Source organism: Mucilaginibacter sp. PAMB04274 (assembly GCF_039634385.2).
In the GTDB taxonomy this organism is placed as follows: Bacteria; Bacteroidota; Bacteroidia; order Sphingobacteriales; family Sphingobacteriaceae; genus Mucilaginibacter.
This window is the reverse complement of sequence record NZ_CP155081.2, coordinates 2,488,948-2,514,051: the sequence shown is the minus strand read 5'-3', so window position 1 is coordinate 2,514,051 and position 25,104 is coordinate 2,488,948. Positions and strand designations below refer to the sequence as shown.

Below are 25,104 nucleotides of genomic sequence, written 5' to 3'. Positions count from 1 at the left end.
ATAAGAAGTATTCTGTTAAAATAAAGTAAATTCTACACGACGGTTTTTCTGACGACCATCCGCAGTATTATTGCTGGCTATGGGTTGTGTTTCACCGTAGCCTGTAGCCTCAATACGAGAAGCATTGGCTCCCTGACTTACCAAATAAGCTTTAATAGCTTCTGCCCTGTCTTTAGATAATTTCAGGTTTAATGCGTCAGAACCTGTGTTGTCTGTATGTCCAGCCAGCTTAAGGCTGAAGTTCTTGTTAACAAGAAGTTCGGCAACGCGGTTCAAACTTGGAAATGATTTTTCGCGAATAGTTGCTTTCCCCAAATCAAATTCAAGGTTGGCAATAGCTTCTTTAACTACTTTCCGATCCTCTTCGGTTACATAAACGCGGGTTACCGGAGTTGGTAATGGACAACCTGAACCATCTACCTTAGTGCCGGCCGGAGTGTTGGGGCATTTATCATTAATATCAAAAACACCATCTCTATCGCTATCCGCAGTTAAACGTGTTAAGTTTTGGCTTACAGTGTTTAACTCCGAACGTAAATTAGCATTGTCAGCTTTTTGCTGGTCTAATTGCATTTGTAATGAGCGCTCAGCCATCAGGTACTCTGTACGCATTGACGATACGGGGTTATGAGTAGCCAGCTGAGGTTTTGAACGTTTACCTAAACTAAACTCCAGACCTGCATGAGCGTAGCCAAATTTATCGCGTGCACTGCCAGAGACAAATTGATCCAGGTAATCGCTGTTCACAAAATTAACCTGGTAACCCAAATCCAGGTTCACAACCGGACCTAAATTTATCTTGAAACCACCGCCTACTGGTATAAACCAATCATGCCTGTCGCTAACTCCAGCCATGGTACCGCTATTGTTAGTCAGTGTAGATGTGTAGCCCATATTACCGGCACCCACGCTTACATACGGCTGTATAAAGCTTTTGTTATTTAACCAGTTGATGTTAGCTACCGTAATTACCGCACTCAAATCAACTGCATACTTTACCTTAGTTTCAAAGCGCTGTACCGGATAACCTATCTGACGCGGGTTTGAGCCTTGTACATGCCCTCTAAAAAAGTTGGCTTGCAAACCCAAACCGTGCAGTAGTTGCTTTTTTACATAGCCACCGTAACCCAGGCGCTCATTAGCTGTTACGTAATCGGTTTTTTCTTGAAACAGGGTATTAATTGAAGTCATACCGCCGTGTAAACCGATTGACCATGACCGAAAGTTGTTAGCACCTGAAAAAGGTTTCACATAGTTAGCTGAATTTGTAGTAGAATCTGGAGTTTGTGCAAATAAGTTACCCCCTACTGCAACTCCCAAAAGTAGCAGGCTGGTTTTTTTTAGTTTTAATTTCATCATTGTAATTTTAGATTGTAATACGAGCGCATAGCTACGCTGATGTACAGCCAAGGGGCAACATTGATGCCATGCAAACCACATTTGATAAATTCGAGATTTTAGAACTTCAGTTTATCAGCAATTAAGTTATTTACAGTTATAAGCCAGCCAAGTAACAACAGCAGCGATTTAAAAATGCATAAAGGCCGGTATAGGTAATACCGGCCTTTATGAAACCTTAAATGTATATTTAAATGTACAAAACGCGTGTTTATGCCATGATAGACAACATAGACAGTACGGGCTTTAAAAGATCAATATTTCCTTCCTGATTGATTTCGCCTTGGGCATCCTGTGCCTTTATGGCCTTAGTGAAAAGCTTCCATGCAGATTCGGGACTGAATGTGGCGGCTGCAGCAGGTTCGGCTTTGGCCAGGTTTTTTACAAACCGCCAGCCACCCATAGTTTTTTCTATAAACCATATACCACCGGCATCACCGGTAATTTCAATTTTAATTAGTGTACCAACCTCGGCATTAACATCCCGGTACGCATATGGCAATGCACGCAATAAGGTATCAATGCAAGGGTAAAACAATTCCCGCGTCATTAAGGGGTGCGGCAAGCCTATAGCTTCGCGTATTTGCTGTTGATGGTGCCATTTCTCGGTATATTCACGCGCTATATGAAACCAGTTTTTTGATTCCGTTTCGCCTGCCCACACAACCGGAAAGATGGCTGGAGCAAACGGATCTAGTGCGTGCAGATAAGCCACGTACTCACGTCCGGTTGATTGTAAATGGTCTATTAGTATCGCAGGGCTGATTCTTTTCCAGGCTAACACCCAAATTGTGTTCAGATCATTCAGGTATGTTACTAAATCCCGGTAGGAATTAATCTCTCCGGGTGGATCACCCCTGTAGCCGTCACGTGAAATAGATAAACCGCGCATATTACCATCAAGTAAGTGTGCTGCTATATCCTTAACAGTCCACTGCGGCGACACCGTTGGCATGTCCCAGTCATCTGCCGATAAGGATTTAAGCAAATCGATGAGTAAACTATCTAACTTCTCGAATAAGTGCAGGGTTTTGATAGGTATAACCTGGCTCATAAATCACATTAAACTTTTGCAGCACTTTGGTTTAGTGCCTGACTAATATCTGCAATTATATCATCATCTTTTTCTAAACCGCATGAAATTCTGATCAAGCCTGGTGTGATGCCTACCGCCGAGCGCTGCGCATCTGTAAGCTTTGAGTGCGTTGTACTTGCAGGATGTGAAGCTATACTACGCGAATCGCCCAAGTTGGCCGTTACCGACAGCATTTGCAGGTTGTCCAGAAATCTGCGGCCAGCTTCTAAGCCACCCTTAATCTCAAAACATAAGATTCCGCCACCAAAAGCCATTTGCTTTTTAGCAATTTCATATTGCGGATGATTAGGTAGAAAGGGATATTTAACCCAGGCTACGTTTTGGTGATTTTGAAGCGCTTCAGCCACTTTTAAGGCATTAGCACAGTGGCGCTGCATGCGTACATCCAACGTTTCCAGGCTTTTACTCAACACCCAAGCGTTAAATGGTGATAAAGCTGGTCCGGTGTTTCGGCAAAACAGGTAAATTTCCTTAATCAGATCCTCGCGGCCAACTACGATACCACCCATTACCCTGCCCTGTCCATCAATCCACTTAGTGGCTGAGTGTACTACTAAATCTGCGCCATACTCAATAGGGCGTTGTAATAGCGGCGTGGCAAAACAGTTATCTACATTCAAGATAAGGTTGTGTTTTTTACTGAATTGACCAGCCCATTCCAAGTCAATTACTTCCAGCTGTGGATTGGTAGGTGTTTCGAGATACACCATTTTTGTGTTGGATTGTACTGCTGCCTCCCAAGCTTCTTTATCATTTGCCGGTACCAGTGTGCAAGTTATACCGTATTTAGGCAAGTACTTAGTCACAACGGTAAAGGTGCTTCCAAAAACGGAGCTGCAGCACAACAAGTGATCGCCCTGTTGCAACAAGGCAAACATAGAAGCAAAAACCGCACTCATACCTGTTGATGTTGCAAAACCTGCATCTGCGTTTTCGAGCATGCACATTTTAGCAATAAATTCATCAACATTAGGGTTACTAAAACGGCTGTAAATATTATCGTCTGTTTCGTCGGCAAAGGCTGCACGCATGGCTTCAGCTTCATCAAATGTGAAACTGCTGGTTAGGTATAACGGTGTTGAATGCTCATTTTGCAGCGTTTGCGGAGACCGCAAACGTATCGCTTTAGTTAAAGGATGTAAATCGTTCAATGACATTTTTGAGTTCTTATAATGTTGTATCAGCAGGATGAATAAACACCCGCCAGTTAAGTTCGGCGCCTGCTTTTTCAAGCGTAGCGGCAACAGAGCAATATTTGCCTATAGACAATTCAACAGCACGTTTAGCCTTGTCCTCATCAATGTTACCTTTTAAATGGAATTCGATGTTTATATTTTCCCATAAGGATGGCTCTACGCCCGGCTCACGGTCGCCATTAATTACCATGCGGTAGTCAAGCACTTCCTGACGTTGTTTTTTCAGAATACTGATCACATCTATAGCCGAGCATCCGCCTAAACCCATCAGCAACATTTGCATAGGGCGTACGCCGTAATTTTGGCCGCCACTTTCGGGGCTTGTATCCATGCGCACGGTATGTCCGTTTTCGTCACTGGCTTCAAAGCCATAATCGGCGCTAACTCTTGCTAATTCTATTTTAGGCATATATATAGATATTAAGATGGCTAAATTATTATTTTGAGTTGAAAGTTTTGTTTGCCTACTATAAAAATGATAGTTTTATGCACATAAATTGCAAATGAAGATACTTTTAGTGATTGCAGCTTTGTGTTTTTCTCAAATGATTTGCCAGGCACAACGAAACCTGCTGGCTTATGAAGATATTTTATACATCATTACCAACAACGCTCAAAAAGCCGACGATTTTATGCAGTCGAAAGGTTATACAAAGCTCAAAGTGAAAAAAGCTGGTAACTTAAAGTACCACTTAAGTTTGCCTGGTAACGCGGCATCTGATGTGGAGATCAGGAACGACGGTAAGCGGATATATATTTATTTAGCTACAGACGAGTTGAATCAGGTAAATTTGTTAGTCAACTCCATTTCGCCTTTTGTGCTTAGTCAGGAAGACAACTCCGGCATAACCAGCATTAAGGTAAAAGATTTAGGCATGATATACATGACTGTAAACGATAAAGTACCCTATAGCCCCATCCGGAAAGACTATGACATCCGAATAGTGTCCGATAAAAATATTACAACCTACAATTAATTAACTTTAGCTCTACAATACTCATATATGGCTCTTAATTACATCTGGATAAGTTTTTTTGTGATCGCTTTTTTAATGGCACTGTTTAAGCTGATTTTTCTGGGCGATACTGAAATCTTCAAGCAACTTATTGAAGGTGTATTCGACTCTTCAAAATCATCGGTAATGGATATTGCCTTGCCGTTAGTTGGTACAATGGCATTTTGGCTGGGCATTATGCGTGTGGGTGAAAAAGCCGGAGCAATTAACTTCCTATCTCGTGTTGTGGGCCCTTTCTTTCAACGCCTGTTCCCCGAAGTTCCTAAAAATCATCCTGCAGCAGGGCAAATGATGATGAACTTTTCTGCTAACTTATTGGGGTTGGACAATGCCGCAACCCCTATTGGGCTTAAAGCGATTGCAGGCTTACAAGAGCTAAACCCACTTAAAGAAACAGCCTCAAATTCACAAATCATGTTTATGGTTTTGCATGCCTCTGGTCTAACCATTTTACCCATAAGCATTATTGCCCAGCGAGCTATATTAGGTTCGCACGACCCGACAGATATTTTTATACCTTGTATTATTGCTACTTATGTAGCCACTTTGGTTGGCTTGTTAGTAGTAGCCATCAAGCAAAAAATCAACCTGGCCGACCGAGTTGTTATTAGCTGGCTCCTCGGCCTAACGGCGTTTATTGCTTTTATTGTATGGTATTTTGCCGTTTATTTAAGTAAAGAACAGATCGGTACGGTATCAAAAGTATCCAGTAACCTTATGCTTTTTGCAATACCGGTTGCCTTTATACTTGGCGCGCTTCGCAAAAAAGTAAACGTTTTTGAAGCCTTTATAGAAGGTGCTATTGGAGGGTTTGAAACTTCTGTTAAAATTATTCCATACCTGGTAGCCATGCTGGTTGGCGTAAGTGTTTTTCGTAACTCGGGTGCACTAATCTATGTGGCCGATGGTTTTAAATGGATTTTTGGCCACTTTAATATGGATACCCGGTTCACCGATGTTATCCCAATTGCTATTCTACGCCCTTTAAGTGCTTCTGGTGCACGCGGATTAATGTTGGATAACATGAAAGTGCACGGGCCAGACAGCTTTATAGGGCACTTATCCAGCGTATTATATGGTGCTGCTGATACTACGTTTTATATGGTAGCCTTGTACTTCGGTTCAATTGGCGTTAAAAGAACGCGTTACGTTATACCTGCCAGCCTCATTGCCGACTTGGCCGGCGTAATAGCTGCTATATTAATCTCTTATCTTTTTTTCGGATAGTATTATAAAATATTACAGTAAATCAAGCACATCAATACTCAAGCTTCTATATATAAATATCATTAGCAGAAAAATAATATCTCCATTTGATATTATTTTTTTGCTAATGTTAAATAATTTTTTTTCGCACTAACCTTTCCACCATCCTACCGTAAAAGGACTTAATTGCTATTTTAAATATAGCCGAATACGTTCATATACTTTACATTTTAGATGGTTAGAATATTTACACGGTTTATTGCAGGGCTTGTCTTTTGTTGTTGTGTTTGCGGTGGTGCAAGTGTTTATGCCCAAACAGTAACCATCCGTAATGTTGATGCTGGTCCGTATGCGCCAGGTTCTACCATTGCCGCTACCTTAACCGTTACAGATGCCAACGGTGATCTGAACGCTAATAACAATAAGTACCAACTATACTTATCGGATGCCAACGGCAACTTTGCCGCAGAAAAATTTATAGGGGAATTTAGCGGTTATTACACAGGGTTTGTGAACGGTGTTTTGCCTGCTAATACGCCTGCAGGAACGGGTTATAAGGTTAGAGTAAAAACAACCGCCCCACTTACAGTGAGCGCCCCCTCAACTGCTTTCACCGTTGCAGCTGGCACAGCTGTACAAGCGGGTACAAGTTCAACAGAAGTAAGCAGCACGAGCCCCGAAGTATTTGGGACTTGTTTCACCAACGGCGATTATCCTTTCCTATTTGTAGACCAGTCAACACCCGGGTCTACAGTAACAGCTAACTTTTTTAATGATTTATCGCAGGCTGATGAACAAACCATATCCTTAAGCACGCCTACCACATTTACAGCTAAAACGAGCAACTATACTATACTGGTTAAGGCAGTGAATAATGGCGTTGTAGGCACAAAGGCTTATCTGCTAATTAACAATTACATCAGCAACAGTTTCCAAACGCAAAACTCATCGAGTGTGTGTTTGCCTGAGCAAAGTTATGCGCGCGTTTCGTATAGTGTAAATATAACTGGTGGTGGCGGTATTCAAACCAACTACCCGGGCACCATTTATAATATCAAATGGGGCGATGGCAGCAATTCAAATTTAACCTACTTTCAGATTTTAGCTACCAACGGTGTGCTTAGCCATGATTACCTCGTTTCATCATGCGGAGCCAAGAACGCTGAAGGTGTTGTTACCAATAAATTCGAGGTCGCCTTTAGAGTATCAAACCCTTACTGCCCCGATCAAACGAAGACACTGAGCGGTGACCAGGCTGTGTTATCACCACCTAAAAATGCTATAAGTGGTCCAACAAAAGCTTGTACCGGTAAGGAGGTTACATTCACCAACATATCCTACGCCGGTCAGATTGTGAGCAGTACTGCTGGCGGTGCGTCTTGTGAGAATCCTAATGCAACTTACCAATGGTATATAAACGGGCAGCCGGTACCACCGTTCAACTCAAAAAAGAATATACCGTTTAAATATACCTTTACCACAGCGGGCACCTATACCGTATCTTTAAAGCTTACCAGCGCAACGCCATGTATTGCTCCAGATGCAGTGCACACCATTTGTGTGCAGGATGCACCGCAGGCAGCCACCAACGTACCAACCAACATATGTATAGGAAGCGGCCCTGTTACTTTAACTAACGCCTCTGTAGTTAGCAACCCCTGCAACAATCCCATTACTTATAATTGGAAAATAACCCCAGCTACCGGTTATACTTATGCAGCCGGATCAACCAAGAATAGCTCTAACCCTCAAATCATCTTTTCGACAGCTGGCAAATATGACGTACAGTTAGAGGTTGATAATGGCGTTTGTGATGTGGCTCAAAGTACCATCAAAACTATCATTGTAAGCAACGTGCCAACTGCCACCCTATCGCCTGATTTTTCACTTTGCGGTAAAGGACAAATTTTAACATTTGATAATACTACCGGCAGCGCCACGCGGGTTGTTTTAACTGGTACGGTTGACCCAAAACCGGATACTTACTTGTGGACAGTAGTTGGACAAAACGGCGTTTCACCTGCAACATTCGTAAATAATACTACAGCTAACAGTCAATATCCACAAATAAGTTTTCCTGACTTCGGCACCTACGATGTAACCGTTAAACACACTAATGATTGCGGTACAGTAACATCTCAAACACAGCATATCACCTTTAAAGAAGCGCCGACCCTTACAGCGGGAACGGATCAAACAGTGTGCTTTGGCTCACCTGCCCAGTTGGATGGATCGGTAACCGGTGCGTACAATACCTTGGTTTGGACTACTTCCGGAACCGGAACTTTTAGCAATAATAATATCGACAAGCCGGTTTATACGCCAAGTGCGGCAGATAGAACTGCAGGCCAGGTAAAGCTGACAGTAACGATAACCACAACCCTTCCGGGCGATTGCGCTACTATTAAGGATGAGGTAATTATTAACATCAATCCGCAAAACGATATTACAAGTCCTGCTACAAAAATAATATGTACCGGCGGTACAGTAGCCTATGTACCTACATCAACTGTTGCTGGTAGTACTTTTAACTGGCAGGTTACACAAAGCTCGGCTAATGTAAGCGGCTTTACAGCCAGCGGATCGGGCGATATTAATGATGTGTTGGTTAATTCATCACCTACTGCTAATGGAACGGTAACTTATACTATTGTACCTAACGCTAACGGCTGTGATGGAACACCATTCAACCTCACGGTAACGGTGGTACCCAAACCAGAGATTAATTTGACAGGTCAGCCAGGTAACACTATTTGTAGCGGCTCGCCGGCTGGGGTACAGTTCACATCCAATGTAACTGGCACCCGATATACCTGGACAGTTGCCACAACGGGCGATGTAACGGGTGCAGCAGATCAGGGCGCCCCAACAAACGTAACCGGTATAAGCCAGGTACTGATCAACACCGGAACTGTTCCGGCTACCGTAACTTATACGGTTACCCCATATAATACAAGTTCGGCAGATAACTGCAGCGGCGACGCCAAGACCATAACAATAACGGTACAACCGCAGGTACCCGATGCTGATGCCGGTACCGATGCTGTGTTATGTAACCAACCAACTTACCAGCTAAAAGGAAACGATCCAGGTTCGTTTACCGGTACATGGACACTAACTTCAGGCCAGTCGGGCGTTTCGTTTACCGACGCCACAAAGTTTAACACCACAGTAAGCGGCCTGCAACAAGGCCAGGTGTATACCTTTAGATGGACAATAACCGGCGCAGCGCAGTGTACACCCAAGTTTAATGAAGTTAAGGTTACAAATAATCCTCCTATCAGCAACAACACCGTTACTTTAACCAGCCCAACTACCTGTTCAGGTCAAAACATAAGCATTACAGGCAGCACACCAACCGGAGGCAGCGGCACTTACACCTACTTATGGGAGAGCAGCGCCGATGGCACAAATTGGTTGGTTCTTTCTAACCAAACCGGCAAAAACCTCAACATGCAGGTTATTGAAACTACTTACTTCAGACGTTCAGTAAGTTCTGGCGCTTGTACGGAGGACAAAAGTAACGTCGTGCAAATTATGGTACAGCCTGCTATTAGCGGCAACAGTATCAGCATACCAACAACCGATGTTTGTGTTAATCATTCGGCAGGTATAATAACAGGCAGTACGCCAGCTGGTGCTGACGGAAATTTCAGTTTCCAGTGGCAAAGCAGCACTGACGGCGGAAACAACTGGTCGAATATTACCGGCGCTACAGATGTTAATTATACTACACCTGTTTTGATTGGTAATATTCAGTATCGTCGTGTTGTTAGCTCACTATTATGTAATGGTGTTCAAAGTAATTATAGCAACACAATTTCCATCACTGTTAATCCGGATGCTAAAGCCGAATTTACGTGGACTAAAGATGCTGATTGTATACCATTTGCATTGAACGCACAGAATATTAAAGGTGTAGCCTACCCCGACCGCAACGCCGATTACACTTGGTATGCCAACAACCAGATAATCGGAACCGGCGTAACGTTCCCAGGATATACGATTAATACTGACGGGGAAACCGTTGAAATTCGTTTGGTGGTGACTAGCAAGTTTGGATGCGAGTCTGCGGTATCAACACATATTTTTAAGACTGTAAAATTTATAACTGCAAGTTATACGCAAACGGCTACACAAAACTGTGGTACAACCAACGTAACTTTTACCAACACATCAACCCCAATAGGCGGCGGCACCTATTTGTGGGACTTTGGCAACGGAATAACGTCAACCAAAGAACAGCCGGATCAGGTAACATTCGCAGCATCAACTGATGGTAAAGACGTAGAGTACACCGTTAAACTTACAGCTACTACGTCATGTAGTGTTACCACCATGACTAGTACGGTTACCATTAAGCCTGCTGTGCCGGTTGCCCGTATTTCACCAAAATCCACTTCGGGCTGTGCACCATTCTCATTGGTGGTGGATAATATTTCGCCAGGCAACAATGATAAGTACATTTACCATGTTGTTGATGCCAGTGGTAACGATGTAATTACCCCTGAACCGGTTAATAACAAAGCGCAGCAAACGCTGGTAATTCCCGACCAAGGTAATTACTCTGTTTACATGGAAGCACAATCTACGTGTGGTACAGGGCGCAGTGCTGGTATTCCAATTGTGGTAAGTGCACGTACCGTGTTTGCAGGTATAACCACCGCTACTACCGGCGAACGCTTTGGCTGCGCACCGCATACGGTGAATTTTATTAATACAAGTCAGGGCGGAACATTTTACCGCATTGATTGGGGTGACGGAAGTGTACCGACAACTACCTTAAACACCAACGGTTTGCCGCATACATTTAGCCGTGCCGGCACCTACCAGGTTATTTTATATGCCACTAATGATTGTGCACAAAATGCGCCGTCACAACCGGTAACCATAGTGATAAGCGAGAAACCTGCGCCAGCCTTTACGCCGGATAATGGTGTAGGATGTAAAACCTTAACGGTAAACTTTGCAAACAACACGCCGGAATCAACTAACGCGGGCGATTTTGCTTACAGCTGGAATTTTGGTGATGCCCGGGCTACCGCAAGCAACCCTAATACATCTGAACAGCGCACACCGCCGGCACATACGTACGATTATCTAAGCTCACCCTACACGGTTACATTAACAGTCACCAACCGTACCACTGGTTGTACAGAAACAACAACACGTACTATTACTGTTAATGCTCCGTCTATAGCCGAGTTTAGGGCAAGACCCGACAGTGTGCAAACGTATCCTAATTACACTTTCTCTTTTGAGGATTTAACAAGTAATAATCCTAAGTCATGGAGATGGAACTTTGGTGATGGTAGCGCTTCAACGCAACAAAACCCAACGCATGCCTATGCCGATACGGGGCTATACAAAGTTACGTTAACCACATCAAACCAGTATTGTGGTACAACTAAAACACACTATGTGCGTATAACTGGCATACCGGGGCAGTTGTATGTGCCTAATGCATTTACGCCAAGCAGTACCAACCCTGAGTTACGCACGTTTGCCACAAAAGGATCGGGTTTACGCCAGTGGCACATGCGCATATTTAACAACTACGGTCAAATGGTTTGGGAAACAACGAAGCTTGATGCACGTGGCGAGCCAACCGATTCCTGGGACGGAACCTTCCAAGGATCACCATTGCCGCAGGGGGTATACATATGGCAAATCGAAGCCAGTTTTATTAATGGTTCTGAATGGAAGGGAATGTCGTATAACAATTCGTCGCCTAAGCGAACAGGTGCTATACACTTAATAAGGTAATAAAGATGACGAGAATCAGATATTATATTTTGAGCGTTATGATGCTGTTGACAGCTGCCGTTACAAAGGCGCAGGATCATCAGTATTCGCAATTCTTTAATTCGCCTGTATACTTAAACCCGGCGTTAAATGGTCAATTTGAAGGTGATTTACGCGTTAATATGATTTACCGTAACCAGTGGTCTTCCCTCCCTGGTGCACTTAGTTACTTAACCGCATCAGTAGACCTGAACATACCTAAATTTGGTGGCGGCGTAGGTTTAATGTTTACACGTGCTAATGAGGGTACCGCTTATTATTTAAGAAATAACCTGGCCGGCATCTATTCATACAGTGTGGGTTCTGATGATTTTGTTTTATCGTTTGGCTTACAAGCGGGCATTGGTAACCGTACCATTGATCGCAGCAAGCTTGTATTTGGTGACCAGATTGATCCTCGCCTGGGTTACATTCCCGGGTCACAATCAGCAGCCGATTTAGGTCAGTTGAATAACAAATTTTACTTTGACGCTGGCGCCGGCATCAACCTCGTAATGGGCAATTTTATGGCTGGCGGCGCATTGCAACACATTAACCGTCCCGATCAATCTTTTACCGGAGCTTCAGCAAAGTTACCAATGCGCGCAACCGGTCACTTAAGCTACCGTTGGGATCTTAATCCATACGATAACTACGACGAGGATGAGAAGTCATATGTCATACCTTCGGTGGTTATGTACAAGCAAGCATCATCAACCTCATTAAGTGCCGGTATGCAATACAAACGCCGTAGCGTAAATGCGGGCTTATGGTACCGTAGCGGAGGACAAACTGGTCCAAGTTCATTTGTGGTGTCTTTCATCTTCGATCTTTTTATAAACAAGGATGGTGGCGAAAAAATGCGTTTTGGTATCAGCCACGATGCGCCTACCTCCAAGTTAAACTACAGCAACACCAGCGGAACAACGGAGGGCAGCTTAGGATATGAAACCACCTTACCGTCTCGTACCGGCTCACCAAAATTTATCGGATCAACACGTTGTTACGATTTCTATTAATCAGTAATTCATTTCATTCGTGGCACCTGTTGTTCCACACTCATGTAAAGGTATAGCCGTAAAGCTGTACCTTTATTGCTTATGAATACTGAAAAAAGACTAGTTGCCAAAGCTACAACTACTATTGGGCGCACACAATATCAAACGATAGCCAATAGCGGTAATCATTCCATTATAGTTGATGAACCCGCAGAATTGAATGGAAGTGACACCGGCATGGGGCCTTATGGCTTGTTACTGTCAAGCTTAGGCAGCTGCACTATTATTACGCTACGAATGTATATCGAAAGAAAAATGTGGGTAGTGGACGAAATTAAGGCTGAGTTAGAGATTTATGCAGTAAACGATGGCCATTTGATCGAAACCAGCCTTAGTTTTAAAGGTGATCTCATAGCTGAACAGGTTGAAAGATTATTGCAAGTTGCTGAAGCATGCCCTATCCATAAATTGCTTGCGGGTAATATTGCGATGAAAACCCTTGTCTCGTTATAAAAAACAAGCCGGAAAGCTTAATTTCCCGGCCTGCTTCAATCACTCTAAAACAATCACCTCTACTTAAAGAAGTCTTTTATTGCATAAACACTAATCTGGTTACTTATGCAAATATCGTAAGTAATTATATAACTGTTTATGCACTTACATATTGTGCAGTTTTACAAAATATTAAGCTGCTTTTGCCAAGCCTGCACTCGCACCAATTACCAGTGCATCCTCAATACCGCCAATGATAGGATCCATAATCTTAGTGCCTTTTACAGTTGCTTTGCGTAAATAGAAACTACCAAATGTTGATAGTATGGCCGCGCTGCCTCCTAACAAAGCGCCCACGTAAGCCTGGCCGCCTCGTGCTTTATAAACACTTGCGCCGGCAAGTGCACCAGCTAAAAACCTGGCTGATATTACCGGCAATTTGATACGATCAGGAGCATTGGGTAGCTTATCACCAATAAATTCTGTTACGGCCAGAAGCTTGAAAGCAGTAGCCACTTTGTTAGATTGCATTAAACTCAAGGAAGAATTGGCTAACGCTTTAGACTGGTGGTGACTTAGTATATGACTGGTTAACGCCGGTGCCGACATGGAACGGAAACCGGCTATAGTGCCCAAGCCCACTGCTTGCCAAAACGGGTTAGTTATTTTGAATTTCATAGCTACATTTAATTATTAGTTATATCAAGTACATAAAAAAGACGAATAGTGTTTGACTATCATTGCCCATTTTTATACGAATCAGTATAAGAGTATAACCGTTCCTTGCGCTTTTGCCGGTAGGTTTACTTATGGGTGCCTGTTAATTGATGCGGTCTTGCGTTTTTGCAGTAAGCACATTCCGGCTACTTTGTTACCTTTGCGAAAACTTTTTCTAGTATGTCGCTTACTCCGCTTATGGCCATATCACCTGTTGATGGCCGCTATCATAACGCAACCGCAACACTGGCACCTTATTTTTCTGAATATGCTCTGATAAAATACCGGGTTTATGTAGAAATTGAATACTTTATTGCTTTATGCGAACATCCTTTGCCGCAATTGAAAGGCTTTGATAAAAGCATATTTGATAGCCTAAGAGTAATTTATCAGGAATTTTCTGAAAGTGATGCTGAAGCTATTAAGATTATCGAAAGCACTACTAATCACGACGTTAAAGCGGTAGAATATTTCATCAAACAAAAATTTGATACCTTAAACCTACAGGATTACAAAGAGTTTATTCACTTTGGCTTAACCTCGCAAGATATTAATAACACAGCCATACCCTATTCTTTTAAACAAGCCTTGCATGAGGTTTACTATCCGGCTATAGAAGATTTGCTTGCTGTTCTAAAAAAATACGCGCAAGACTGGAAAGCCGTACCTATGCTGGCCCATACACACGGACAGCCGGCATCACCTACCCGTCTGGGTAAGGAAATTGAAGTTTTTGTTGAGCGCATAGAGAACCAATTGATATTGGCTAAGGCTGTGCCTTTTTCTGCAAAGTTTGGTGGTGCTACAGGTAATTTTAATGCGCACCATGTGGCCTATCCTGCTATTGACTGGACCGATTTTGGAAATCATTTTGTAAATAACATTTTAGGGTTAAAGCGCTCACAATACACTACGCAGATAGAACACTACGATAACTTTGCAGCGCAATGCGACTCATTAAAGCGCATTAACAATATCGTTATGGATCTGGACCGCGATATGTGGAGCTACATATCCATGAATTACTTTAAGCAGAAAATCAAAGCCGGAGAGGTGGGTTCGTCGGCTATGCCACACAAAGTAAACCCAATCGACTTTGAAAACTCCGAAGGCAATGTAGGTTTGGCGAATGCACTTTTTGAACACCTGGCAGCTAAATTACCAGTATCGAGGTTACAACGCGATTTAACAGATTCAACCGTGCTTCGTAACGTTGGCGTGCCTGTAGCACATTCGCTTATTGCAATTAAATCTACTATACGCGGTTTAAATAAATTACTGTTAAACGAAGTAGCCATCAAGCAAGACCTTGAGGATAACTGGGCTGTAGTGGCAGAGGCTATCCAAACTATTTTGCGCCGTGAGAACTTCCCTAACCCGTACGAGGCTTTGAAAGACCTTACCCGGACTAACCAACAAATTAATGCAGCTAGTATAGCTACCTTCGTGGATGCCTTAGCAGTAGCGGATGATGTAAAGGCTGAATTGAAGCAAATTACCCCTTCTAATTACACAGGCGTATAAGTCATGTTGAGGTCAAAACCGGTAGTGGTGCATTGTTAAATCAAAAAGCTGTTTAAATTTGTTCCAATTAAAATTGTATACCCATGAATATCAACGTATATACCGAATCTACGCCTAACCCGGCAACTATGAAATTCATAGTAAATAAACTGCTGATTAACGGCAGTGTAGATTATCCAACCAAAGAAAGTGCCGAAAAATCACCATTCGCTAAAGAACTATATAAATTTTCGTTTGTGAACGGTGTGTTTTTTGCAAGCAACTTTGTTACGGTAACCAAAACAGAAGGTACAGACTGGGACGATATTGAACCCATACTAAAGGAATTTGTAAAAGGCGCTGTTGAAGCTGAATTAAAAGTTCAGGAGGCAGAACAAGAAGAGGTAAACTTTGAGGGCACGGATGCTGAAATAAAGATACAGCAGATATTGCATGACTATGTACGCCCTGCAGTTGAGCAAGACGGTGGTGCTATCAGTTACAAATCATTTAACGAAGGTGTTGTAACTGTTGAGTTGCGTGGCTCGTGCAGTGGTTGCCCATCATCAACCCTTACATTAAAATCGGGTATAGAGAACTTATTGAAACGCATGGTTCCTGAAGTTCAGGAAGTAGTATCAGAAGCTTTGTAACAAATCCGTGTTTTGGGTATGTCTTAAATTACCCGAACCCATCGAATAATAAACTCGTGATTGCGAGATATGAAGTTAAACGCAGGCTAATTATTGATTAGCGGCTAGATTGCTTCATATCTCGCATTTACGTTTTATTTAAAGTGCTGACTAATCATTTCCAGCATCTCCTTCGTTATTTTCCCATTGGTGGCCAGTAATTCGCGGGTGTTTATTACCTCGTCACCTCCGCTAAAATTAACCACATCTCCTCCGGCTTGTCTTACTATCAATACCCCTGCGGCTACATCCCAAGGGTTTAAGTTGTACTCATAAAAAGCCTCAAATCTTCCGCAAGCCGTATAAGCCAAATCAACTGCTGCCGACCCCATCCTGCGCAAGCCGTGGCAACTTTTCATTAATTCGGTAAAGACGTTTATATATTGCTGCTGCTTGGTGAAATCATAATACGGAAAACCTGTAGCTAACAAACTGCTTGAGATAGAAGGCGTGTTGCTTACCTTAATTTCGGCGCCATTTAAATAGGCCGGCGTATCGATACTCGCATAAAAGCATTCATCCAGGTTCACTTCATAAACAACACCTGAAACCAGCTTATCATACTCCTGTAGTGCAATACTTACGGAAAACACAGGAACGCCATGTATAAAGTTCGTTGTGCCATCCAATGGATCTATAATCCAGTTGTAGCGCTCTCCTATTTTTGTCGTTGTCTTTTCTTCCGTAATAAATCCGGCCTCAGGCAGAATCTTTTCCAAAGACGCCACGATCTTTTGTTCGGCTGTCTTATCAACGTAAGAAACCAGATCATTAAGGCCCTTAAATTCAATTCGGTCTGCACTGAAATTTTTACGTTCCTCACGTATAAAATCGCCTGCTTCGCGGGCTACCTCTGTTACTTGTTTAGTGATTTGTTCGAGCATGATTACGTAACGAAAGATTAAAGGAAAAGATTTTATGAATAAAAAAACTGGCAAAAAATAAACTGAGCGCTGCCGTTATACGAGCTGCAGAAGGCGAGAGATATAAATACTTAATAAGCAGTTTGAGTACCTCAAGGTTGGCAAAATAACCAACAAAGGCTACCATTAAGAACCGGGAAAACTGTTTAGCAAAGGGCAGTTTAGATTCGGAAAAAACAAGATAACGGGTGATTAGAAAGTTAACCATTACCCCTAAGGTAAACGATATAATTAACGATAAGGCATGATTACCAGTTTGGTGCCCTAATATTAAATAGCGCTTTTGCGTAAATACGAAATTGTCGAATAAATAAAAAGCAAATATATCAACCAGAAAACCTGAACCTGCCGAAAATAAAAAGCGGGTAAACTTATTTGCAGTAAGCCGTTGCCAGGTTTCATTAGCCATTAGTACCCCGGTGCTCTAATACGGTTCTTCTTTTTTGAGCGGTAACAATCATCACCACACCAGTTAATACCAGAAGGAGCGAGATAAGTTCGGCTTGAGTAAAAGGTATACCTGCCACGTGATATTTGGTATTCACGCGGATCAACTCTATAAAAAATCGTTCTACGCCGTTCAAAATTAAATAAATACCGAACATTATACCTGGCGTTTTGATGTGGTTGCGAATGCTCCATAGAAACAGGAACAGCAATAAGCAAACTACACATTCATAAAAAGGCGTAGGATACACCGGCAACTTTAATTCGTAACAGAACTTGCCAACGCAGTTCGCTATAGGGTTATCATGATCGGCCATGCTCACATTGTGCGGATATTTGAACGACCACATCCAGTCGGGAGCCCATCTTAGCCAGTTGGGTTTTGCTTCCAAGTTAGGTATGCCCCAATCACCGTCTCCGGCCATTTGGCAACCTATCCGACCAACTGCATAAGCCAGCATCATACCAGGTCCACCAATGTCTAGCATGGTTAGCGGTTTTATCCCATGTTTATTGGCAATATACAACACGGCGGCTCCACCACAAATAAGGCCGCCATAAAAGGTTAAACCACTAAAGCCAATGAGCATACCAACCGGGTCTTGCATAAATTCACCCCAGTTTTCAAGTGCGTTAAATATTTTAGCGCCTGCAAATCCAAATATGGCTGCCCATACTAAAATGGTGCCCATTAGGTCATGTGGGTGTACGGTTACTTGTTGGGTAACAGGTTCAGCTAACTGCTCTTTCTTTTTTTCATAATATGCCCAATATGCAATAGCCGCAGCGCCAATTATGCCACCTATCCAGTTACCACGTGTCGATAGTAAAAAACTTTGGGGGTCTTCTATCATTGTGTGATAATTCAGGGCTATATCGACTATTTTATAACCTACTATAAATCCAAAAACGGCATTGGTGATTAATTCAGTAATAGATGCTGGCTGACCAACGGTTACCGTTTGCTGAAATGAATGAACGTAACCCAGCTTTTCTTTACGTTTAAACTCCTGGGCAAAAGCCCAGTAAGCAGCCATAAAAGCCAAGGCCACAAAAAAGCCAAAAGTTTGTATAGGTAATGGCGGTATATTTAATCCGGTTAGATACTGCAGAAGATCGGACAGGGTTGGAAACATCAGGTAGTAATTTGCAGCGAATATAAGCTTAATGCACAAATATTTCTTCGCTTTCGGTAATTTCAACATCACCGTCTGCACTGATCGCTGTAAGTTTCACCGTCTTTAACTCATTCACCAATACAGGATCAAACTTAGCTTTAACCTTTACATAGTTACGTGTAAAGCCATGCATAAAGCCATCCTTGTTATCGCCCTCAAATAACACTTCATCGGTTATGCCGAGTTGTGAATCATAAAAAGCACGGCGTTTTTTTTCAGATAGAATATGCAACATTTTGCTCCTGTCGGCACGGGTCGAACCTGGAACAATGCCCGGCATTTCTGCCGCCAAAGTATTCTCACGTTCCGAGTATGTAAACACGTGCAGGTAAGAGATGTCCAGGCTGTTCAGAAAGTTATAAGTATCTACAAAATCCTCGCGAGTTTCGCCCGGGAAACCAACAATAACATCTACTCCGATGCAACAGTTGGGCATCAATTCCTTAATTTTAGCTACTCTATCAACATAAAGCTCACGGCGATAACGACGACGCATCAGGCCCAGTATTTTGTTTGAGCCTGACTGTAGCGGAATATGAAAATGTGGTACAAAGCGTTTGGAGGTAGCCACAAACTGAATAATTTCATCGGTTAACAAGTTAGGTTCAATTGATGAAATGCGAATTCGGTCTATGCCTTCAACCTCGTCTAATGCCTTAACCAAGTCAAAGAATTTATCCTCGCGCTGCCCGTTTCGAATACCGAAATCGCCCAGGTTAACACCGGTCAACACAATCTCTTTAACGCCCGAAGCTGCAATCTCTACGGCTTGGTTAACAGCGCTTTCAATAGTGTCGCTACGGCTCGCTCCGCGGGCCATAGGTATAGTACAAAATGTACAAGAGTAATCACATCCGTCCTGCACTTTAAGGAAGGTGCGAGTACGATCGCCAAATGAGTAAGAGGAAATAAACTGGTTCGCTTCAGATACGGGCTGATTATGAACTGCGGCCTTGCCTTGTTTAGTTAGGTCGCTGATATGATCAACCAATTGAAACTTTTCGGCAGCACCCAATACCAGATCAACGCCAGGAATTTCGGCAATCTCCTGTGGCTTAAGTTGCGCATAACAACCTACAATAGTTACGTAAGCGTTAGGCGAAATTTTAAGTGCTTCTTTAACTATCTTCTTGCACTTCTTATCGGCATTTTCAGTTACTGAGCAGGTGTTAATTACAAAAACGTCTGGCTTATCCGTAAACTCAACAGTATCAAAGCCGGCGCTATTAAGCAGCCTGCCTAAGGTTGAAGTTTCGGAGTAATTTAGCTTACAGCCTAAGGTATAAAAAGCAACTTTCTTGTTCATTATCAAGCTGCAAAGATACAATTTTATGTGATTAGCAAAAAACAGTTAGGCCAAAGGTGGCGCTAGTACTTAGCCTAAATGACCGTATTATGGCTTTAATGAGTTATTGAAAATCTCTTTTTCCAATACACCCTTTTTGTTCTTTTCCTCAAGCCATGAAACGATATAGCAAAGAATGTTTAAAGCCACTAAGCTTTCTTAATTTATTGTTATTCACTCCAGCGGTAGCTGCTATGGTCTAAGCCTATCAAATCAACTACCCGATTTACTACGGTCATAGCAACGTCTTCAATTGTTTGGGGTTTGCTGTAAAATGAAGGAATTGCCGGGCAAATGATACCACCCGCCTCAGTCACTGTGGTCATGTTACGTAAGTGAATTAAATTTAACGGCGTATCGCGAGCTACCAAAATTAACTTACGGCGCTCTTTTAAAATCACGTCGGCGGCTCGCGTAACCAAGTCGTCAGATACGCCAGCAGCAATTCGGCCCAAAGTACCCATTGAACACGGGATGATTACCATCGTATCGTACCGCGCAGAGCCGGATGCGAACGGCGCCATAAAATCGTGCTTGTCATAAAATTTGAAAGGCATCTTTTGGTAATCGGTATTATTCAATTCGAATTCCCAAACTTGCTTAGCGTTGGTAGACATTACAATAGATACGTCAGCAATTTGCTCGTGCAGGCCCTGTAATTGCTCCAGCAAAAGTTTAGCATAAATAGTCCCACTGGCCCCGGTAATAGCAACTACAATTTTCTTCTTCATGATATATCGTAACAAGACAAAGCTACGAAAGTTGAGGGCATAAAAAAGGGTCGAATAACTCGTACTCGACCCTACATCTACCTATGAAAAACATGCCCTTGAGAGGGCATTACAAAAGTAGCAAAGGTTTTTTAATTATTAAAATAAATTTAAAATTATTTCGGTAAATTTTTTTCAATCAGAGTTTGGATAATTCCATCAGCCATTCCAACCGTGGGAACGTAAATTTGTTTGATGTTGGCCCACTTCATTACAGTGGTATAAATCTCACATGCTGGGATGATTACGTCTGCCCTATCCTGGTTCAACTTTAGTACATTAATGCGATCCTTAAGAGAGTAAGATGACAGGAAACTGTACAGTGATTTCAGTTTGGCATAACTCATGGGTTCACCATCCTTCTCCTCACTTAGCTTAAACAGCTTATTGATGTTTCCGCCCGTGCCTACGCCATATACAATTTTGAAATGTTTGGTGTGCAGCCGGACAAAATCCTGCATCTCTTTCCAGGTTTCATCTTTATCCTGGTTATCCAGTATACGTATGGTGCCAATATTAAATGACTGAGAAGCAATCAACTCACCCTCCGCAAATAACGACAACTCAGTGCTACCGCCGCCCACGTCAATGTAAAGGTACGTTTTGCTCTCATCCAGGTCTATACCGGTATGGCTTGCATAGATTATGCTGGCCTCACGTTCGCCATGAATAATTTCCAAATCAAGGTTAGCTTCTTCTTTAATTCTTTTAATTATTTCAGGACCGTTCTTGGCTTCGCGCATGGCCGATGTTGCACAAGCCATGTAATCGTTCACCTTATATACGTCCATCAAATTTTTAAATGCAGTCATCGTTTTTACCAGGTCATCAGCTTTCTTGTCTGATATATGCTGCTGCAAAAAAGCGTCGTCGCCCAGCCGTAAAGGCACCCTGATCAGCGTGTTCTTTTTAAATGTAACGTTGCCATCATTGTCGGTTGTGTCGGCTATTAGCAGTCGTACTGCGTTTGAACCAGTATCTATTGCGGCGTATCTCAATTTGTTAGGTTATTTAATTGTTTAAGATAATCATATATTTCTACCTGTGCCCGGTGATGTATATCGGTGCGGGTACGGTGGTATTTGTTGGTATTGGTCTTATTTATTTCCCGCGATTTAGTGTTATCCTGCAATTGTAAATTGATAATATCTCTTATTTGCTTCTGCAAGTCGAGATCATAAATTGGAAAGCCAACTTCGACGCGGTTATCAATGTTACGACTCATAAAATCTGCCGAAGTTAGGTAAATAAGCTCTTTACCGCCGTTAGCAAATATATGTACCCTGGCATGCTCCAAGTACTTGTCAACAATGCTGACTACTTTGATGTTTTTACTAAAGCCTTCAACACCGGGTACTAAGCAACACATTCCTCGTATAATTAACTGAATTTTAACGTTAGCATTACTGGCTTCATACAGTTTGGCAATTAATTGCTCGTCGGCCAGGCTGTTCATCTTTAAAACCATATAGGCCGGTTTGCCGGCTTTGGCATTCTTAATTTCTGTATCTATTAGTTTATATATTTCAGGACGCGAATCAACAGGTGACACAATCAGATGACTTAAGCCTTTTGGTAACGTTCCTTTATTGATGGCTCTAAATACCTGAACTAAATCGCCGGTTAGCTTTTTGTTAGCGGTTAGTAAGGTGTGATCGGCATAAATTTGTGCTGTTTTCTCATTATAGTTGCCCGTTGATAAGCAAGCGTAATAGGCTGGTTTACCCTTTTCCATGCGGGTTATCATGCAAATTTTAGCATGTACCTTGTAACCGGGTATGCCGTGTATAACATTTATGCCCTCCTCTTCGAGCCGGCGAGTCCATTGAATGTTATTCTGTTCATCGAAACGGGCACGCAACTCTATCAGGCAATTTACTTTCTTACCATTTTGTACCGCATTAATTAGGGCATGCATAACCCGCGAGTCGCTGGCCAGGCGGTACACCGAAATGTTAATTTCGATCACTTTAGGGTCTATAGCCGCCTCGCGTAAAAAATGAATGACATAATCAAAAGACTGATATGGTGTGCTGATCAGATAATCCTTCGCTGCAATAAAATTGATTAAGCTTTTGCCGAAAGACAAACCATCAACCGGTAAAGATTTGGTGCGCTTGTATTCTAATTCAGCGCCACCAACATTCGGGAAATTAATAAAATCCTTAAAGTTATGGTATCGGTTACCCGGTATCATGTTCTCTACACCTAATCCTAACCTATGTTTTAAGTAAGCTACCATATCATCCTGCATATCAGAATCATACAATAACCTCATGGGTTTACCGTTCCGGCGTTTTTGTAAGCTTTTGGCCAGGGCATCTATAAACTTACCGCTTACCTCCTTATCCAGGTCCAGCTCAGCATCACGAGTTAGCTGAATGGAATAAGCCTCCATGCTATCATACTCAAATATGAAGAATATGTCCTCCAGACTATAGCGTATAATATCGTCTATAAGGATTATAAATTTTAAATTATTGGTTTCGGGCAATATCAAAAAGCGCGATAAGTTACCAGGCAACTCAATTAGTGCTAAACGTGTTTTTTTGCCTTTGGTCAACTTAACAAAAAAATAAATAGCCCGGTCATGCAACTCAGGCATCGGCTTGTCTTCATCCAGCATTATAGGTACCAGCGTTGACAGTAACCGCTCGCGGAAATATTTTTTCACAAACGCGCCTCGTGACACGTTCAGCTGCTTTTCGTTAAGGATGAATATTTTTTCTTCGGCCAGCTGCTTTACAATGATATTGTCGTACAGGTTATTAAATTTTTTTTCCTGTTTTACAACCAGCGTTTTAATTTGATTAAGCACCTTTTTGGGATTGTAGCCCAATAATGCTTTTGACTTTTCATTAAGGTTAGATAAGCGGGTTAAAGTAGCTACACGTACCCGGTAAAACTCATCAAGGTTTGATGAAAAGATTGCCAAAAACTTTACTCGGTCTATAAGCGGAACCGTTATATCGGCCGCCTCTTGCAAAACCCGGTCGTTAAAATACAACCAGCTTATCTCGCGATTAATTAAAGGAATGTTTTTGTGCGCCATAAATAGACATTGCCAGGCAACGCATGTGTGTATGCAAAACTGCTTATTTAGATGTTAAGTTAATATTAACTTCAATATTTTTAATGTGTTTTCGCTAATTGCTTTGCACAACACCTACATTTGCTTGTAAAACTAAACATATACCTATGCCCTCTTTTGATATTGTAAGTAAAATAGATGCGCAAACGTTAGATAATGCCATCAATAACGCTAAGAAAGAAATTTTGAACCGGTTTGATTTTAATGATTCCAAAAGCACTGTTGAACTGGATAAGAAAACAAATCATCTAACCATAGTAACGGAGAATGATATGCGGCTAAAGGCCATTCAGGATTCTATTATCAGCCGTATGGTAAAGCAACAGCTCGACCCTAAAGCGCTTGATTTTGGAAAAGAAGAATATGCTTCGGGTAACATGATACGCAAAGAAATAAGTATTAAGGAAGGAATAGATAAAGAAATTGCCAAAAAAATCGTGAAGAAAATTAAAGATAGCGGTTTAAAAGTACAGGCGTCTATTATGGACGACCAAGTACGTGTACAAGCAAAAAAGATAGATGATTTGCAATCGGTTATTAGCCTTTGCCGCACCGAAGACTTTGGCCAGCCCCTACAATACATTAACATGCGTAATTAAAGGAGAAAGGCCGCCATGCTTTTAAACATGACGGCCTTATCAAACCAAACCAACACTTAACTTATGAAAACAAATGGTTCAAATTACTTAACTGCTATTTCGCGAGCTTGTAATTTGGCTTCTTCTTTTTTAGCTACGGTCAACTTAAGTACGCCGTCAATATATTGTGCTTCAATGTTAGACTGATCTACACTTTCAGGTAAAGTGAATGAACGGCTGAATGAAGCATAGCTGAATTCTTTTTTTGTATAATTTTTAACTGGAGCGCTTTCTTCCTTTTTAGCCTCAGCAGCTACGGTCAAAAGATTTTTTTCCACGTTAATTTTAATGTCCTCTTTTTTCAAACCGGGTACAGCTAATTCAATATCAAAGCCTGTTTCTGATTCAATGATATTTATAGAAGGCACTTTACTTACATTAGCCGGCGAAAAATACTGATCGTTAAACAATGAGTCAAACACATCAATAAAGCGTGGGGCTACTTGATTTCTTCTTTGTCCGTTGTTAAATTTTACTAAAGTCATTTTTATATCCTCCAAAAATTCGTTTTTTAATTATTTTCGTTGCTACATACTATACAAGCGTTATACCAACGCAAAAATTCGAGTTTTTAAAGACACAATGTCATTGAAAACAATATTATACAGACAATT

Annotated in this window: 21 protein-coding genes; 8 read left to right on the top strand and 13 right to left on the bottom strand. The window is 42.0% G+C overall.

Annotated features, from left to right (window positions below; all coding sequences use genetic code 11):
- Nucleotides 1–15: 15 nt before the first annotated feature.
- From ABDD95_RS10610 to ABDD95_RS10595, 4 genes are all read right to left on the bottom strand, one after another.
- Complete coding sequence (locus ABDD95_RS10610; RefSeq protein WP_345951865.1) at nt 16–1,359, bottom strand: OmpA family protein; 1,344 nt, start codon at nt 1,357–1,359, stop codon at nt 16–18.
- Between the two features lie 250 nt (nt 1,360–1,609).
- Nucleotides 1,610–2,452: a maleylpyruvate isomerase N-terminal domain-containing protein gene (locus tag ABDD95_RS10605; protein WP_345951864.1), complete on the bottom strand. Its 843-nt coding sequence runs from the start codon at nt 2,450–2,452 to the stop codon at nt 1,610–1,612.
- Between the two features lie 8 nt (nt 2,453–2,460).
- Nucleotides 2,461–3,651, bottom strand: coding sequence for an aminotransferase class I/II-fold pyridoxal phosphate-dependent enzyme (locus ABDD95_RS10600; RefSeq protein ID WP_345951863.1), 1,191 nt, complete (start codon nt 3,649–3,651; stop codon nt 2,461–2,463).
- Between the two features lie 10 nt (nt 3,652–3,661).
- Entirely contained in the window at nt 3,662–4,099 is a 438-nt protein-coding gene (locus ABDD95_RS10595) for an OsmC family protein (RefSeq protein WP_345951862.1), read from the bottom strand.
- A gap of 94 nt (nt 4,100–4,193) precedes the next feature.
- Here ABDD95_RS10595 and ABDD95_RS10590 point away from each other — a divergent pair, with 94 nt between their 5' ends.
- The 5 genes from ABDD95_RS10590 to ABDD95_RS10570 all read left to right on the top strand — a co-directional run bounded on the left by ABDD95_RS10590 (nt 4,194) and on the right by ABDD95_RS10570 (nt 13,207).
- Entirely contained in the window at nt 4,194–4,667 is a 474-nt protein-coding gene (locus tag ABDD95_RS10590; protein ID WP_345951861.1) for a hypothetical protein, read from the top strand.
- A 27-nt stretch (nt 4,668–4,694) separates the two neighbouring features.
- Nucleotides 4,695–5,933, top strand: a complete 1,239-nt coding sequence (locus ABDD95_RS10585; RefSeq protein WP_345951860.1) for a nucleoside recognition domain-containing protein — start codon at nt 4,695–4,697, stop codon at nt 5,931–5,933.
- A 213-nt stretch (nt 5,934–6,146) separates the two neighbouring features.
- Entirely contained in the window at nt 6,147–11,678 is a 5,532-nt protein-coding gene (locus ABDD95_RS10580) for a PKD domain-containing protein (RefSeq protein WP_345951859.1), read from the top strand.
- A 5-nt stretch (nt 11,679–11,683) separates the two neighbouring features.
- Nucleotides 11,684–12,715 (top strand): PorP/SprF family type IX secretion system membrane protein, encoded by a 1,032-nt coding sequence (locus ABDD95_RS10575; protein WP_345951858.1) that lies wholly within the window; start codon nt 11,684–11,686, stop codon nt 12,713–12,715.
- An 81-nt stretch (nt 12,716–12,796) separates the two neighbouring features.
- On the top strand, nt 12,797–13,207 hold the full coding sequence (locus ABDD95_RS10570) for an OsmC family protein (protein ID WP_345951857.1): 411 nt from the start codon (nt 12,797–12,799) through the stop codon (nt 13,205–13,207).
- 171 nt (nt 13,208–13,378) lie between these two features.
- Here ABDD95_RS10570 and ABDD95_RS10565 read toward each other — a convergent pair whose 3' ends face one another.
- Nucleotides 13,379–13,864, bottom strand: a complete 486-nt coding sequence (locus ABDD95_RS10565; protein WP_345951856.1) for a DUF4126 family protein — start codon at nt 13,862–13,864, stop codon at nt 13,379–13,381.
- Nucleotides 13,865–14,083: 219 nt separating this feature from the next.
- On the opposite strand from ABDD95_RS10565, the gene purB reads away from it, so the two are divergent.
- Nucleotides 14,084–15,427 carry an adenylosuccinate lyase gene (purB, locus tag ABDD95_RS10560; protein ID WP_345951855.1) on the top strand — a complete coding sequence of 448 codons (1,344 nt, stop codon included), beginning with the start codon at nt 14,084–14,086 and terminating at the stop codon, nt 15,425–15,427.
- Between the two features lie 83 nt (nt 15,428–15,510).
- Nucleotides 15,511–16,059, top strand: a complete 549-nt coding sequence (locus tag ABDD95_RS10555) for a NifU family protein (protein WP_345951854.1) — start codon at nt 15,511–15,513, stop codon at nt 16,057–16,059.
- Between the two features lie 134 nt (nt 16,060–16,193).
- Here the strand turns inward: ABDD95_RS10555 and ABDD95_RS10550 are convergent, their stop codons facing one another.
- From ABDD95_RS10550 to ppk1, 7 genes are all read right to left on the bottom strand, one after another.
- On the bottom strand, nt 16,194–16,982 hold the full coding sequence (locus tag ABDD95_RS10550; protein WP_345951853.1) for an inositol monophosphatase family protein: 789 nt from the start codon (nt 16,980–16,982) through the stop codon (nt 16,194–16,196).
- Complete coding sequence (locus ABDD95_RS10545; protein ID WP_352432936.1) at nt 16,963–17,430, bottom strand: GtrA family protein; 468 nt, start codon at nt 17,428–17,430, stop codon at nt 16,963–16,965. The genes ABDD95_RS10550 and ABDD95_RS10545 overlap by 20 nt, the downstream gene beginning before the upstream one ends.
- Complete coding sequence (locus tag ABDD95_RS10540; protein WP_345951852.1) at nt 17,423–18,604, bottom strand: prolipoprotein diacylglyceryl transferase family protein; 1,182 nt, start codon at nt 18,602–18,604, stop codon at nt 17,423–17,425. The genes ABDD95_RS10545 and ABDD95_RS10540 overlap by 8 nt, the downstream gene beginning before the upstream one ends.
- A 28-nt stretch (nt 18,605–18,632) precedes the next feature.
- Complete coding sequence (gene mtaB / locus ABDD95_RS10535) at nt 18,633–19,952, bottom strand: tRNA (N(6)-L-threonylcarbamoyladenosine(37)-C(2))-methylthiotransferase MtaB (RefSeq protein WP_345951851.1); 1,320 nt, start codon at nt 19,950–19,952, stop codon at nt 18,633–18,635.
- Between the two features lie 209 nt (nt 19,953–20,161).
- Entirely contained in the window at nt 20,162–20,722 is a 561-nt protein-coding gene (locus ABDD95_RS10530; RefSeq protein WP_345951850.1) for a UbiX family flavin prenyltransferase, read from the bottom strand.
- 155 nt (nt 20,723–20,877) lie between these two features.
- Nucleotides 20,878–21,759 carry an exopolyphosphatase gene (locus tag ABDD95_RS10525; RefSeq protein WP_345951849.1) on the bottom strand — a complete coding sequence of 294 codons (882 nt, stop codon included), beginning with the start codon at nt 21,757–21,759 and terminating at the stop codon, nt 20,878–20,880.
- Nucleotides 21,756–23,813 carry a polyphosphate kinase 1 gene (gene ppk1, locus ABDD95_RS10520; RefSeq protein WP_345951848.1) on the bottom strand — a complete coding sequence of 686 codons (2,058 nt, stop codon included), beginning with the start codon at nt 23,811–23,813 and terminating at the stop codon, nt 21,756–21,758. Before ppk1 ends, ABDD95_RS10525 begins: the two co-directional genes overlap by 4 nt.
- A gap of 146 nt (nt 23,814–23,959) precedes the next feature.
- On the opposite strand from ppk1, the gene ABDD95_RS10515 reads away from it, so the two are divergent.
- Nucleotides 23,960–24,451, top strand: coding sequence for a YajQ family cyclic di-GMP-binding protein (locus ABDD95_RS10515; RefSeq protein WP_345951847.1), 492 nt, complete (start codon nt 23,960–23,962; stop codon nt 24,449–24,451).
- An 83-nt stretch (nt 24,452–24,534) separates the two neighbouring features.
- Here ABDD95_RS10515 and ABDD95_RS10510 read toward each other — a convergent pair whose 3' ends face one another.
- The gene (locus ABDD95_RS10510; RefSeq protein ID WP_345951846.1) at nt 24,535–24,975 is read right to left on the bottom strand and encodes an Hsp20/alpha crystallin family protein; all 441 of its coding nucleotides are present in this window, start codon (nt 24,973–24,975) and stop codon (nt 24,535–24,537) included.
- Nucleotides 24,976–25,104: the final 129 nt, after the last annotated feature.

Bases quoted from the DNA above. Each gene is read 5' to 3' on its own strand.
- ABDD95_RS10610 (WP_345951865.1), bottom strand. From the start codon at position 1,359: ATGATGAAATTAAAACTAAAAAAAACCAGCCTGCTACTTTTGGGAGTT.
- ABDD95_RS10605 (WP_345951864.1), bottom strand. From the start codon at position 2,452: ATGAGCCAGGTTATACCTATCAAAACCCTGCACTTATTCGAGAAGTTA.
- ABDD95_RS10600 (WP_345951863.1), bottom strand. From the start codon at position 3,651: ATGTCATTGAACGATTTACATCCTTTAACTAAAGCGATACGTTTGCGG.
- ABDD95_RS10595 (WP_345951862.1), bottom strand. From the start codon at position 4,099: ATGCCTAAAATAGAATTAGCAAGAGTTAGCGCCGATTATGGCTTTGAA.
- ABDD95_RS10590 (WP_345951861.1), top strand. From the start codon at position 4,194: ATGAAGATACTTTTAGTGATTGCAGCTTTGTGTTTTTCTCAAATGATT.
- ABDD95_RS10585 (WP_345951860.1), top strand. From the start codon at position 4,695: ATGGCTCTTAATTACATCTGGATAAGTTTTTTTGTGATCGCTTTTTTA.
- ABDD95_RS10580 (WP_345951859.1), top strand. From the start codon at position 6,147: ATGGTTAGAATATTTACACGGTTTATTGCAGGGCTTGTCTTTTGTTGT.
- ABDD95_RS10575 (WP_345951858.1), top strand. From the start codon at position 11,684: ATGACGAGAATCAGATATTATATTTTGAGCGTTATGATGCTGTTGACA.
- ABDD95_RS10570 (WP_345951857.1), top strand. From the start codon at position 12,797: ATGAATACTGAAAAAAGACTAGTTGCCAAAGCTACAACTACTATTGGG.
- ABDD95_RS10565 (WP_345951856.1), bottom strand. From the start codon at position 13,864: ATGAAATTCAAAATAACTAACCCGTTTTGGCAAGCAGTGGGCTTGGGC.
- purB (WP_345951855.1), top strand. From the start codon at position 14,084: ATGTCGCTTACTCCGCTTATGGCCATATCACCTGTTGATGGCCGCTAT.
- ABDD95_RS10555 (WP_345951854.1), top strand. From the start codon at position 15,511: ATGAATATCAACGTATATACCGAATCTACGCCTAACCCGGCAACTATG.
- ABDD95_RS10550 (WP_345951853.1), bottom strand. From the start codon at position 16,982: ATGCTCGAACAAATCACTAAACAAGTAACAGAGGTAGCCCGCGAAGCA.
- ABDD95_RS10545 (WP_352432936.1), bottom strand. From the start codon at position 17,430: ATGGCTAATGAAACCTGGCAACGGCTTACTGCAAATAAGTTTACCCGC.
- ABDD95_RS10540 (WP_345951852.1), bottom strand. From the start codon at position 18,604: ATGTTTCCAACCCTGTCCGATCTTCTGCAGTATCTAACCGGATTAAAT.
- mtaB (WP_345951851.1), bottom strand. From the start codon at position 19,952: ATGAACAAGAAAGTTGCTTTTTATACCTTAGGCTGTAAGCTAAATTAC.
- ABDD95_RS10530 (WP_345951850.1), bottom strand. From the start codon at position 20,722: ATGAAGAAGAAAATTGTAGTTGCTATTACCGGGGCCAGTGGGACTATT.
- ppk1 (WP_345951848.1), bottom strand. From the start codon at position 23,813: ATGGCGCACAAAAACATTCCTTTAATTAATCGCGAGATAAGCTGGTTG.
- ABDD95_RS10515 (WP_345951847.1), top strand. From the start codon at position 23,960: ATGCCCTCTTTTGATATTGTAAGTAAAATAGATGCGCAAACGTTAGAT.
- ABDD95_RS10510 (WP_345951846.1), bottom strand. From the start codon at position 24,975: ATGACTTTAGTAAAATTTAACAACGGACAAAGAAGAAATCAAGTAGCC.